The following is a 13,670-nucleotide window of genomic DNA, read 5'->3' on the forward strand; positions in this document are numbered from 1 at the left end:
TGTAGTGCCCTAACAAGAGTAATTTGACGTGGATAAATGTTCTCCGTAAGGAATGTTATAGCGATTTTGCAGCACTGTTAGTTAAGCTAATAGATGAGAGAAAAACAGGCTTCGTTAGATTTAATATGCTTACTGTCAGTACATATAAGCCTTGTATAGCTTAGGGGAAAATCACTAATTTATATTCAAATGAGGTAATAAACTGTAGGTTATTAATACTTATTAGTTGAGGAATAATAGTCATTTAATTAAACATGACTCATATAATTTCTTGTACTTATAATTCAAAACTATCTTATAAAAGTTTTGTTTATTTTAATATTTTATTTTATAAATTAGACCTTTGGCAAAATAATTACTTTTGGAAAAATTGGATAATTTCTGGAAAATTACTTAGTAGTATAAACGTTATTTACTTATTATTTAGGATCTCCTGCTGGTTTAATTGGCGCATAAAAAACAGGGCTTTTAAGCTTCTCATCCAATGTGACAGTTGATTTTAAATGCAGTTGATGAGTCTTAAGTAAACTAATTAAGCGCAATCAGTACAGACAAGATTATCTACATGAGTGTGCTCATTTCATTAGCTTATAAACAGGTTGCTGATCTTGCCTTTGAGCAGGGTTGGCGAAAAATTGCTATAAACAAAAAGCCCTTCAATTTCTTGAAGGGCTTTCGCAAATAGTTAAAAACGCTTAGTAGTTTGGGTTCTGCTGCGCTCTCAGTGTTGGATTGATCGATATTTCAGACGTTGGAATCGGCCATAAAAACCGATAATCACTGTACGGTATAGCGGCAATAATAGGCGTAAGCATAGGACGAGTTGTCAGATCATAGCTGGTAGCTTTGATTTGTGAGACATCGATTTTAGCTGGTATGCCACCTGTTGAATATTTTGTATCCAGCGATAACCGGTGAATATCCGGCCAGCGACGACCTTCCCCCGCAAATTCAATCCGACGCTCATTCAGAATAGCCTGGATAAGATCAGCTGGCGCGGTTGTAAAACGTTCAGCGGCAGGCACAGACCGGTTACGAACAGCATTCAGCAATAAAAATGCCTGAGCTGTTGTGTTTTGACGAGCATAAGCTTCGGCTACGTTCAACAATACTTCAGGATAGCGCAAAATAGGAGCCCAGTCGGCCCGGGTCGTATACTGACGGTATTTGTAGTTGAAATAGAAAGGATAGCTTCCTGTCGATTGTTTCACTTGTAATAGCGTCCGACGCGTATCGCCTGTTACCCAGAACGGAGCGTTATACAGGTTTGGGCTTGTGGCTACCAGATCCCGACCACCCAGCGATACCGGGCCTAACATACCCGGCAAAGCACCATTTGTACCTCCATTGGACGTTGCGCTGTTGGCAATCGAGAAAATGGATTCTGTATTGGCCTGATAGCTGGTAAACGGTGTTTCTGGACTAGCTTCCAGTTTGTAGCTACCAATCGGGCTGGTGAATGTACCAGTTGTAGCAGCAGTGCCTAGCTTGGTGCCTTCCGTAACAACGCCTGCCCAATCCTGCATGTGGAGTTTAATGCGGGTTTTAAGGGCAATCGCTGCGCCAGAGGTAGCCCGGGCAATACCATTAGCTGCACCAGTGCCTGATCGGGTAGCCGGTAAGTTAGCTTCGGCAAAATCCAGGTCAGCTAGTATTTTAGCATAGGTTTGCGCTACGGTTCCACGATCCTGAGCCAGCCCTTCCTGTACAGACGTTGTCGATGTGATGGCTTTTTCCCGATAGGGAACACCAGGTTTTGATCCGGCACCGTCAGCAAACGGACGGGAAAAGTGGAGCAGTAATTCATGATGCGAAAGGGCGCGTAGAAAGCGTCCTTCTGCTTCATACTGGGTGGCTACTACTGGTGTAATAATGCCGCTCGTTCCCGCTTTGCTAACCCCGTCGATCAAGACATTGGTTTGGTTGATCAAGGCGTACAACTGCTCCCAAAGGTTGACGTTGTTTGCCGATGTGGTGTTGTAGGTTGCCCGATACGTAATATCGTAGAAAGCCTGCAAATTCACCATATCTTCTCCGCGCATTTCATCTTGCTCAATGGCCGCAGCGCCAAACGGATAGCCACGACCGGCCCCACCATTATATAAACCGACAGCCGCTGCCTGGTATACCCCATTGGCAACCAATTCAATGCTGTTGGGCGAGGTAAACGCCGTCGTTTCCGAAAGAGAAGCTAAGGGGTTGAGCTCAGTATAGTTTTTGCAGGAAGAAACCAGCAACAATGCACCCAGCAAGGTACCCGTTGCCACTTGTCCCAAGCGTAATGGACTTTTTCGTGCTTTTTTCATTGATGTCTGTTAATTAGAAGTTCAGATTAAGCCCCACGGTGTAGGTACGTGGAACCGGATTTGTGCGGTTGTCAAGGCCAGGCTGAGCGTTAGCCGCCAGGTTCGACGTTGTAATGCCGTTCAATTCCGGATCAAGACCTTTGTATTTGGTGAATACGTGGGCATTTTGTACCTGAACATAGATACGGAAGGTGTTCGCTTTAATCTTGTTACGAAGTGCAGTTGGCAGTGTATATCCCAGGCTGATGTTCTGAACGCGGAGGAACTTGCCATCTTCCAGGAAGCGGCTGTTCAGACTGCCCGTTTGTAGTACGTTGGCATCGGAGTTGAAGTATAACTTTGGTACGTCGGTCACCTGACCATCGGTGGTCCAGCGGTTTAACAACTCCCGGCCTGCATTGGCAAATACCTGGTTGTTCAACTGCTCTTGGCGCGTGATATTGTAGATCTTGTTGCCACCCGCAAATGTCAGGAACAACGATGCATCGAAATTGCCAAAGTTGAACGAGTTGTTGAACCCACCATACCAGGTTGGGTTACCAACACCAAGAACTTTTTTGTCATTCTGCGTTAATGCAGCCGCTGCTGTTGTTACGTTGCTTGGATTAGCAGGATCGTAAGCAGCCCAGGCGAAGTTGTTGGTTGCCGTTACAACTTTACCAATCAGGTACTGAACCTGCGACCCATCAGCTTTTTCGAAGATTGGGTTACCATTCGAGGCATTCACCCCACGACTTACGTAGCCAAAAAACGAACCGATTGCTTCACCTTCGCGTAAAATATTGTAGGCTGATGGAATATCGTTGCCATTCACCAACTGCAGAATTTTGTTGTGCACAAACGTCAGGTTGAAGTTGGTACGCCACGAAAAATTATTCCGCTGGAAGTTGACGGTACTTACCGAGAATTCAAATCCCTGGTTTTTCATTTTACCAATGTTCTGAGCAATGGTATTAATGTTAGCCCCTGCACCTGGTACGCCCAGTGACGGTGGTGTTGGTGCCTGAAGGATCAGATTATCGATATTGTTCCGGAAATATTCAGCTGTGATGCTGATGCGGTTGGAGAAGAACGAAGCGTCTACACCAAAGTTAACCTTGTTGCTGGTTTCGAATTTCAGGTTGTTGTTACCCACCTGGTTGTAGCGAATACCGTTTTGATCACCGTATTGCGTAGCGGCAAAAATACCAGCATACGGGTAGTTGCCGATATCGACGTTACCCACCTGAGCATATCCACCCCGCAGTTTCAATTCGTTGATGAAGGAAACCGATTTCAGGAAGCTTTCTTCCGATAAACGCCAGCCGAGTGATATCCCTGGTAACGTAGCTGCCTGATTACCGATAGGAAGCGACGAAATTTTGTCCTGCCGAACAGTAGCACTAATCAGGTACCGGTCTCCGTAGGAGTAGTTGGCGCGGGCGAAGTACGATTCAAACGCCCGTTGGTTGGCCGTACCGTAAATCTGCTGGTTGGTCAGAGAGCCCGTGATGATGTTGCCATTCGTACCGAAGTATTTATCAGACAGACCGTATCCATAAGACTCAAAATACCGGGAAGTCGTCTTTTGAAGTTCGTATCCAACGACAGCGCCAATCTTGTGCTGACCTAACGTACGATTAAAGCTCAACGTGTTCTGCCAGTTATACCGGAACTGAGGGCTATACGTCTGATCGACCGAACCTTTGATTGAAACGCCATCGCCATGATCCGGATTCTGGTAGACAAAATCTTCGTTGCTTAGGTAGTTGATGCCAATTTGTGATTTGGCATTTAAGCCTTTTACGATTTCAACATCTACGTAAGCATTACCCGTTAAATTGAGGTTCTGGTTTTTGTAGATATTGTTGTCCAGAATGAACTTCTGGTTGGTATAATTACCGTAAATAGCCCGCGTGTTGGAACCCCGGCCCAGGCTCTGCGCTTCGATGTTGTATGAACCATCCGGAAACTGAACAGCTACGTTCGGGAACGCGTAGATAGCCCCTGCAATGTTGCCTGACAGGGCGTTTGTGCCCTGGTTCAACCCTGTGTTGGTCGTATGCGTAACAAAGGCGTTCATGCCAAACGTTACTTTATCCTTGAACGCTTTCTGATCGACCCGCGCCCGGAAGCTGTATTTTGTCTGGTTGTTGGCCGCTACGTTGCCTTCCAGATTAGCATACCCTAACGAGAAATAATAATTCGTTTGGTCGGTAGCCCCACTGAACGACAGTGCATGGTTTTGCTGGAAGCCTTTGCGCAGGATAACGTCCTGCCAGTTGGTATCGTAGTTCTGTCCTGTAGCCGTATTCGACGTTGGAAAAGCGGCAGCTGCTAAGCCAGCATTCGTCAATTTTTCGTTCGCAACGGTGATGAACTCATTTGCGTTCATCAGGTCAAAGCGCTTCGATGGTTCAGCCACGGCGAGCCAACCGTCGTACGAAACACGGGGAGCTCCTTTCTTACCTTTCTTGGTCGTGATCAGAATGACTCCGTTGGCAGCTCGTGAACCATAAATAGCTGTAGCCGATCCATCTTTCAACACTTCAACACTCTCAATATCGTTAGGGTTGATATCGCCAAGTGGGTTATATGGGTTGCTTGTTGAAGCGCCCTGGTTTCCTGTGATATATGGAAGGCCATCAACTACGTAGAGCGGATCGGCACCATTCGAAATGGAGTTTGTACCCCGTATCCGTACGGTAGCTGCCTGGCCCAGCATACCGCCAGGCACAGAAGCCTGCACACCAGCCACCTGGCCTTGTAAGTATTTGTCGAAGCTTGGTACGGCAATGTTTTTGAAGCCGTCGCCTTTGATGGTCCCAACAGAACCTGTTACATCCCGGCGCTGCTGCGTGCCATAACCCGTCACAACGACTTCGCTTAGTTGTTGTGAATCACCAACCAGCGCGACGTTGATTGTCGTACGGTTGCCAATAATGGCTTCCTGGTTAGTGTAGCCGATATAGCTAAATACCAGGGTGCCATTAGCGGGTGCGTTCAGGCGGTAATTTCCCTGTACATCTGAGGTTGTACCACGAGTGGTACCTTTAACTTGTATGGTTACGCCTGGCAGGGCGGAACCGTCATCTGATGAAGTGACACGACCACTCACTGCTACGTCCTGTGCCAAAACGGGCAAACAAAACAGTAGCGAAAGCAGCCAACTGCCTAATAAAATTTTCCGCATTTGTTAGTAGAGATTAAAGAAGCATTAAAAATCAGAAAATAGGGAACAAATATACACTGTGATAGCTGATTTTGTACTTTAAAGGAAAAAGTTTTTTGTAGTCTTTTCGCTAATTTGTTGAAATTGTAAAATATAAGTTTACTGTATAATTTGCCTAAATATCACATTTACGCAATATGTTGTAATGTAGAAAACTATTAATTGAAATATAAAAATACAAATTTTGATTTGATCAGTACTTTATTCTGTATATAGTGTAAATTGCTTACCGGTATAACATACAGCCTTAAAATTGAACAATTTTATGAAAAAACACTCTGTTGGCATCAGTCTGATAGCGTCTGGCTACCTGGTTATTCAAACAGCCTTCGGACAAACGACTTCCCTAAACGCCCGAATGGATAAAACAGCTGAAAGCCTTGAGAAAAAAGTAGTCGCCTGGCGCCGGGATATTCACCAGCATCCCGAACTAGGGAATCGGGAGTTTCAGACGGCGACTAAAGTGGCGGCTCACCTTCAGTCACTTGGTATGGAAGTGAAAACGGGTGTTGGTAAAACGGGCGTCGTTGGCCTTCTTAAAGGAGGTAAACCTGGTCCAGTTGTCGCCCTGCGCGCAGATATGGATGGCTTGCCTGTGACAGAGCGTGGAGATTTAGCGTTTAAGTCGGAAGCTAGAACCGAATATAATGGGCAGCAGACGGGTATCATGCATGCCTGTGGACACGATACACACGTAGCGATATTAATGGGTGTGGCGGAAGTGCTAGCCTCGGTTAAAAGTGACCTGCGCGGTACGGTTAAGTTCATTTTTCAACCCGCTGAAGAAGGAGCCCCTGCCGGTGAAGAAGGTGGCGCTAAACTGATGATTAAAGAAGGCGTATTGGAAAATCCGAAGGTGGACGCCATTTTCGGGCTGCACATTAATTCACAAACCGAAGTTGGTACGATCAAATACCGGCCCGGTGCAACGATGGCTGCTGTAGATTCATACGCCATTAAAATTAAGGGGAAACAAACGCACGGTGCGTCTCCCTGGTCGGGAGTGGACCCCATTGTTACGTCAGCACAGGTTGTAATGGGCCTGCAAACCATAGTCAGTCGCAATGTTACCCTGACTGACGATGCCGCGGTTGTATCGATTGGTGCGTTGCATGGTGGCATTCGGACTAATATTATCCCGGAAGAAACCGACATGATTGGTACGATCCGTACGTTCAGCCCGCAAGCGCAGCAACTGGTTCACCGACGTATCAACGAAATTGCTACGAACATTGCCGAAAGCGCAGGGGCCAAAGCAGACGTGACCATTAACGTTGGTTGCCCGGTTACCTATAACGACCCTAAATTGACCGATCAGATGGAGCCCACGCTCGAAGCTGTAGCGGGTAAGGGAAATGTTAAACTGACACCAGCCGTGACAGGTGCTGAGGATTTTGCGTTCTATCAGGAAAAAGTACCCGGTTTCTTTTTCTTTCTGGGTGGTATGGCGAAAGGGAAAAAAGCAGAAGAGGCTGCTCCACACCACACACCTGATTTCCAGATCGACGAAGGTGGTTTTGTATTGGGCGTGAAATCACTCTGCCACCTGACCACTGATTATATGGAACTGGCCAACAAGGGTGTAGCCGTTAAAGAGCTTACCGCCAATGTGCACGGAAAATAACATTTAAATGCAGAGGCACAGAGACTAACAACGCTGTGCCTCTGCATTTAAATAAAATTAATACGTCCCGTTTTTTTCTGAACAGCTAACTCAACTGTTTGTCCAATGGGTAGAGCCAGATTGTAGTTAACATGCCCGGCCGGAAAATCGAACAGAACAGGGTAATCATAGTCTGCAACGGCGTCGGAAATAATTTCATAGGAATCTTTCCCAAAAGGTAACGACAGATTTCCGCGCATATCCGTAAACTGACCTACTACCAGGCCTGCCAACCTGGCCAGTCGCCCCGCCCGACGAAGTTGGGTCATCATTCGGTCAAGGGAAAAAAGCGTTTCATCAATATCTTCAATAAACAGAATTTTTCCGTTGAAATCTACGTCCGTTGGTGTACCAATCGAGTTGCTGAGCATGGTTAGATTTCCACCTACCAGATGACCTTGTGCCCGGCCTAAACGATTAAGTGGGTAGGCTGATACTGTATAATGCGTTGGCGATTCACCAAACAACCATTGCCGTAGGGACTCCAGCGCATCGGCCCGGTCGGGGTCACCAAATTGACGGGGCATAAGCCCGTGTAGACTGGTAAGGCCATGATTATATAATAAACTCAGAAGCACCGTTACGTCGCTAAACCCCACAAGCCATTTTGGATTGGCCTGTAAACCAAATAGGTCCAGATCATCGGCGATACGATAACAGCCATAGCCACCACGAGCCGCAAACACAGCCCGAATAGCAGGATCGTCGAAAAACCGTTGAAGGTCGGCTCGGCGGAGGTCATCGGAGCCGGCAAAAGGCCCCTTTATAGCATGCAAACTATCACCTTCAACTACATTAAGGTGCCAGACATTGCGTAGAATATGCAGACCATCGGCGAGTTCTGAGTAGGGAAACCAACTGGCGGGTGCCACAATGGCAACCGTATCGCCGGGGCGCAGAAAAGGAGGGAGCATTCAGAAAATAGTTATCAATAAATAAGTATTGGTGCCGGTTGTCACATCGACTCAGTTTAGCTCAACTTCTTCGGTTTCGTCGAGTTTATTCAGGTCGATTATCGTCTGCTGATCGTCAGTATAGATAGGTCGAAATTTATGGCCCCAAAGTATTTCATCGTAGCGATAGGAAAAACGAGTATGGACGCTTTGGACGAACGTATCATCTAAAGCCTGTAATGAAATCAAAAACTCGGCGTCCGATTGTTCGAGTTCTTCGGGCGTACAGCCATAGAGTGGACTTTTTTCTGTAATCGGGTGAACCAACGTCCAGTTTGCTGGAAAAAAAGCCACTTTATTTCGTTCCAGGTTGAGTCCGTAATATCGCCGGTAAAGTGTACCATCGGGTTTAGGCTCCAGTCGTGACATAGAGACCGTCATTTCCAGGTTGATCAGTTGATTATCCCGTGTATTAATAATCCGAAACATCCAGGCGTTCACATCTAAATAAGGCGCGAAGACCGATCGGCGCGAAAAGCGGATATGGGCCACCGGGCGCGAAAACCGACCATAAAGTAGGCCCGTTGCCAGCGCAAACGCCAATAAACCAATCATCGACTCAAAAGCCGCAATGGAACTGGTCAGGAAACTATTGGGCGAAATATGGCCATAACCCACCGTTGTGAGGGTTTGCGAACTGAAAAAGAAACATTTCCAGAATGGACCATTCAGGATTTTGTCATCAATACCGATAAGCGTTCTTGCATCCGCTAGCATATAAATGCCTGCGAATAGTGTATTTGTAAACACATATGCCGCTAAAAGCCAGAAAAAAAAATTCGCCCAACTCATGGTAATAAGTCGATTATAGATATTTAATCGATCCCAGAGGGTGCCATTAGCCCGGGCAATATTAATGGTGCCATTCTGATTGACCAGCCGAGAGCTTGAATCGGTTAGTTTTGTGCCGAAACCAAGATCACTACGTCGTTCTTCCTGTTCGACTAATTGGCTGCTTTTAGGAGCCTTGTTAAAAAGACGACGTTTTGTCGGATTTGGATTCATAGTCGGACGATTGGTAGTGTATGATGAATAGCTTGGTTAACAAAGTTATCGCAAATTTGCCAACCAACCTCTTTGTCACGTAGCCTGACGTATACTTGATTTTATTTACTTTATGAGTCCGATTGAAAGCGTAACGGGTCTGCTTGGCTTAACAACATTACTGGCGGTTATATCGCGTCGATTGCGTATTTCCTTCCCTATTCTACTGGTCCTCACTGGCTTGTTTATTGGGTGGATACCGGGCTTGCCTCCCATTATTTTATCTCCCGACGTCGTTTTTCTGATTTTTTTGCCTCCCTTGCTCTATGCGGCCGCCTGGCAAATCGATAATGTGGAGTTAAAGCTTTATAGTCGCTCGGTGTCGTTTCTGGCGATTGGCCTTGTCTTGTTTACTTCTACCGTTATTGCCTGGGTAGCCCACACCTGGATTCCAGGCTTTTCATGGGCGCAGGGGTATCTGCTCGGTGCTATAGTCGCGCCACCCGACGCTGTAGCGGCCTCTTCAGTAACCAAAGGGCTGAATATTCCAAAGCGCATTACGACGATTCTGGAAGGGGAAAGTTTAGTAAATGACGCCACCAGTTTGATTATTTACCGCTACGGATTAGTCGCCATTCTGACGAGCCAGTTTTCCCTATGGAAAGCTGGTCTTCAGTTTGTTGGGATTGCCCTCGCCAGTGTTGCGTTAGGATTGGTAATCGGCTGGATCATGATGCGGGTGCATCAGGCCATTAACAAAGACAGTGTTATCAACACGGCCGTAACCTTGCTGATACCTTATGGGTGCTACCTGATCGCCGAAGAGCTTCACATTTCGGGCGTACTCGTGGTGGTCACGGTTGGACTGTTTCTGTCGGCCCGCAGTGGCGAAATATTTACGTATCAAACCCGGTTGCAAACGAATTCCGTTTGGGCCGTTGTTGTCTTTTTGCTTAATAGCCTGGTATTTATATTGATTGGCCTGCAACTTCCCACCATCGTATCCGAATTGAATGGCTATACACTTCCTGAGTCGGTCACGTATGCGCTGCTCATCAGTGCTGTGGCCATTGTAAGCCGGATTGTCTGGGTTTTTCCCGGCGCTTATTTACCTCGCTTGCTAAGCGCAGGCATTCGGAAACGGGAAGCAAAGCCTTCCTGGCAACAAGTGTCTGTTCTGAGTTGGGCGGGTATGCGGGGCGTTGTATCGCTGGCAGGTGCGCTGGCATTGCCGCTTACAATGCCTAATGGACAGACGTTTCCGGGCCGCGACTTAATCCTGTTTATTACGTTCGGGGTTATTTTCTGTACGTTAGTCTTCCAGGGGCTGACGTTGCCCGTATTGATTGACGAGCTGAATGTGCGGGAGACGGTCGATGAGAAGCAGGAAGAACGCAAACTTCGCCGAAAAATGGCGCAACAGGCTATCACACACTTAGAAGCGAACCACTCGGCCGGGTCCGTTCATGATGACGTACTGAATTACGTCAAAAACACATACGAACTACGTATTAATGAACTAAATGGCATGCTTCGGGCGAACAGTTTATCCGAACGGCCGACCGAACTGTACCAGCAAGCTATTCGACTTCAATTAGAGCTATTATCTATAGAACGGACTGTGCTGAGTGAGCAGCGTTCGGGCAGCCTGCTGGACGATGAAATCCTTCGTAAACTGGAACAGGAATTGGATTTAGAGGCAGCCCGCCTTTCCCTGGTGCAACCATCTGTATGATGTAAGAATCTTAGCTAGATCATATAGTAATTAATTAGAACGTATGAGTTTTAACTTTCTACGCCTGTTGCGTAGTGTCTACAGAGATTCAATTATCAGGAAGTGGTTTGGTGTTTATTAGTGAATAAAATAAGGTTGACTATAGTAAACTATGATAACTGATTGATTTTTAGTTTATAGTATGTGCGGTAGATATAGTACTTATTTAATTTCGTAAAATAGTGATGAGTTATTAGGTATATATACTTATATTTAACCGGAATTTTACAAAGGACTCTCCGTAACTGTGTCTATATAACAATTAGAGCATGAAATTTCATTCAGGTATGATTAGTTTGGTCGTACCAGCTTTCAACGAAGAAGAAACTTTACCTGTACTCGTGCATCGGCTCATGGCCGTTATGAAGCGGTATGAATCCTACGAAATCCTGATTGTTGATGACGGCAGCTCCGACCAGACTCGTCATGTGCTGAGGGAGTTGAGTAAAGAATACCCAGTTGTACGATTCATTTCGTTTTCGCGAAATTTTGGCCACCAGATGGCACTGCGAGCCGGCTATGATAACGCTCGTGGAGACGCTGTCATCTGCCTGGATGCCGATCTTCAGCATCCACCGGAACTGATCCCAACGCTGATTGCCAAGTGGCGGGAAGGCTACGAAGTGGTGTATACCGTTCGTGCGCCAGATCCTAAACTGTCTTTTTTTAAACGAACGACCTCAAAGTACTTCTACCGACTACTACGTAGTGCGTCGAATCTTGACATTGAAGATGGCGCGGCCGATTTCCGCTTGCTCGATCGGAAAGTGGTGGATACAATCAAGCAGTTTAAAGAAAATGATCTGTTCCTGCGTGGGGCTATTTCATGGGTAGGGTTCCGACAGTGCCGTGTACTTTACGAACCAGCCGCTCGATACGCTGGTCGCTCGAAATATTCATTCCGAAAAATGCTTCAACTGGCTGCAATGGGCATTACGTCCTTTTCGACACGGCCTTTGTACATGTCGGTACTGTTAGGTTTTATCATGTTTATGTTTGCCAGTTTGTTCGGGCTGGAGACTATGTATGAGCATTTCTTTACAAATGCAACTGTATCGGGCTGGACAACATTGGTATTGCTTACGGTGCTTATTGGGGGCGTTCAGTTTATCATGATCGGGATTATCGGCGTATATTTGGGCAAAACGTTTGTTGAGGTAAAAGGCAGGCCAGCCTATATTATCGGCGATACGAGCGAGATTGAGGAGACTGTAACATCATGGCAAGCCCAAACAAGCAAGGAAGACGAGATATTTTATTCACCGTTGATGTAGAAGAGTTTGATACAGCGCTTGAATTCGGCCACAATATTCCCCTGAGTGAGCAAGTGGCCGTTTCAACGCGTGGATTAATAGCACTCGCTGAACGGTTTGACGCAATCGACGCCCGTACTACCTTATTTACGACGGCTAACTACGCACTTCACGAAACAGAGCTTATTCGGAAGCTGGCTCGAAGACACGAAATCGCGTCGCACGGCTATTACCATACTACATTCGAACCGGCTGATTTACTCAAATCCCGGCTGACATTAGAAGAGGTACTGAATCGGCCGATAACGGGCTTTCGTCGCGCACGGATGGGCTTTGTTGATCCAAATGACCTGCAGCAGGCTGGGTATCACTATAACTCATCTTTGCATCCAACCTGGTTGCCAGGTCGTTATAATCACTGGGGAGAACCACGGCGTCCGTTTCAGGAAATGGGTGTCTGGCAAATTCCGGCTTCGGTTACCCCCCGACTACGTTTACCGCTGTTCTGGTTAAGTCTGAAAAATTTTCCATTCGCTTTCTATAAGCAACTTTGCCGCCAAACGCTGCAAACGGATGGTTTCCTGAACCTATATGTTCATCCCTGGGAATTCACGGATTTAGCGGGCTATGAAAAGATTCCGGCCTATGTGCGACGACATTCGAAAGACCAGTTACTCGACCGCGTCGAAAATTTACTCCGTTATCTGAAGCCGCTCGGCGAGTTCACCACAATGGGTGAGTTTTCAAAAAAGCTGGACCAGCATAGTGCCGCTGTTCAAATCGCTTGATAAACTTACTAGTACTCAACAAAAAAGGTCATGGCTACGTAGTCATGACCTTTTTTGTTGAGTACTGATGATCAGATAAAAATGACGTCCTCAATGACATCGGTGCCCATATCTTTATTCACTAGCTGAATAAGTTTTTGCTTGGCGTTAACGAGTTCGTTCCGTAGCGGAGCCGACGCAATTTCAATATGAAGTTTACGATCGCGTACATAAAGCCGGTTTGTACGGGAGGCAATAGCAGGACCCATCATCCGTCCCCAAAACGCTTCAAGGTAGGTTTCGTTAAAGCGGGTCTGAAGTTGATACGTCTTGAGCAACTGATTAATCGCGTCTTTTAAGGACGTAACTCCGGCTACCCGGGTAGCATTTTCGCGATTGTAGCGGTACGGCTGATTCATGAAGTCGGTGTCTTATCACAAAAGTAAACAATGAATCGACGTAACAAATGACCGGTTGCCAGACGAAGCAAAAAAAATCCAGGCTAGAAAAAACAGAGCGTGTTTGGATTCACGCCGTCTGACTAGTATACTTGCGCCATCAAGTCAATTGCTACGCGTCTATTTTTCGATCACCGACGCGCATTGATTTATAAAGAAGCGGGGAGAGATCAGGCTCTGTGAACCGCTGGCAACCTACCACACGGCAAGGTGCTAACTCCTGCCTAAAGCTATTTAGGGCCTATAAATCTAAACTTACATGCACTACAATCAGCGCTGTATGCCCAATAGGGCCTGCTAA

The 13,670-nt window shown here is 46.5% G+C and carries 9 protein-coding genes and 1 riboswitch; of the genes, 4 read left to right on the forward strand and 5 right to left on the reverse strand.

Annotated features, from left to right (window positions below; all coding sequences use genetic code 11):
- Positions 1-695 precede the first annotated feature (695 nt).
- A complete protein-coding gene (locus tag ACYVEA_RS26410; RefSeq protein ID WP_461116427.1) occupies positions 696-2,306 on the reverse strand; it encodes a RagB/SusD family nutrient uptake outer membrane protein in 1,611 nt (536 codons plus the stop codon).
- Positions 2,307-2,319: 13 nt separating this feature from the next.
- Positions 2,320-5,478, reverse strand: coding sequence for a SusC/RagA family TonB-linked outer membrane protein (locus tag ACYVEA_RS26415; RefSeq protein ID WP_461116428.1), 3,159 nt, complete (start codon positions 5,476-5,478; stop codon positions 2,320-2,322).
- A gap of 304 nt (positions 5,479-5,782) precedes the next feature.
- On the opposite strand from ACYVEA_RS26415, the gene ACYVEA_RS26420 reads away from it, so the two are divergent.
- On the forward strand, positions 5,783-7,141 hold the full coding sequence (locus tag ACYVEA_RS26420; protein WP_461116429.1) for an amidohydrolase: 1,359 nt from the start codon (positions 5,783-5,785) through the stop codon (positions 7,139-7,141).
- 47 nt (positions 7,142-7,188) lie between these two features.
- Here the strand turns inward: ACYVEA_RS26420 and ACYVEA_RS26425 are convergent, their stop codons facing one another.
- Both ACYVEA_RS26425 and ACYVEA_RS26430 read right to left on the reverse strand, forming a co-directional pair.
- A complete protein-coding gene (locus tag ACYVEA_RS26425) occupies positions 7,189-8,094 on the reverse strand; it encodes a S66 peptidase family protein (protein WP_461116430.1) in 906 nt (301 codons plus the stop codon).
- Positions 8,095-8,145: 51 nt separating this feature from the next.
- Positions 8,146-9,138, reverse strand: coding sequence for an ion channel (locus ACYVEA_RS26430; protein WP_461116431.1), 993 nt, complete (start codon positions 9,136-9,138; stop codon positions 8,146-8,148).
- Between the two features lie 112 nt (positions 9,139-9,250).
- On the opposite strand from ACYVEA_RS26430, the gene ACYVEA_RS26435 reads away from it, so the two are divergent.
- The 3 genes from ACYVEA_RS26435 (at position 9,251) to ACYVEA_RS26445 (ending at position 12,932) form a co-directional block, all read left to right on the forward strand.
- Positions 9,251-10,852, forward strand: a complete 1,602-nt coding sequence (locus ACYVEA_RS26435; protein ID WP_461116432.1) for a Na+/H+ antiporter — start codon at positions 9,251-9,253, stop codon at positions 10,850-10,852.
- A gap of 308 nt (positions 10,853-11,160) precedes the next feature.
- The gene (locus ACYVEA_RS26440; RefSeq protein WP_461116433.1) at positions 11,161-12,165 is read left to right on the forward strand and encodes a glycosyltransferase family 2 protein; all 1,005 of its coding nucleotides are present in this window, start codon (positions 11,161-11,163) and stop codon (positions 12,163-12,165) included.
- A complete protein-coding gene (locus tag ACYVEA_RS26445; protein WP_461116434.1) occupies positions 12,111-12,932 on the forward strand; it encodes a polysaccharide deacetylase family protein in 822 nt (273 codons plus the stop codon). Before ACYVEA_RS26440 ends, ACYVEA_RS26445 begins: the two co-directional genes overlap by 55 nt.
- A 71-nt stretch (positions 12,933-13,003) precedes the next feature.
- On the opposite strand, the gene ACYVEA_RS26450 is transcribed toward ACYVEA_RS26445, so the two are convergent.
- The gene (locus ACYVEA_RS26450; protein ID WP_093830891.1) at positions 13,004-13,330 is read right to left on the reverse strand and encodes a DciA family protein; all 327 of its coding nucleotides are present in this window, start codon (positions 13,328-13,330) and stop codon (positions 13,004-13,006) included.
- A gap of 185 nt (positions 13,331-13,515) precedes the next feature.
- Positions 13,516-13,619, forward strand: a riboswitch (SAM riboswitch).
- The last annotated feature ends 51 nt before the right edge of the window (positions 13,620-13,670 follow it).

The sequence above is a fragment of the Spirosoma jeollabukense genome (genome assembly GCF_054777855.1).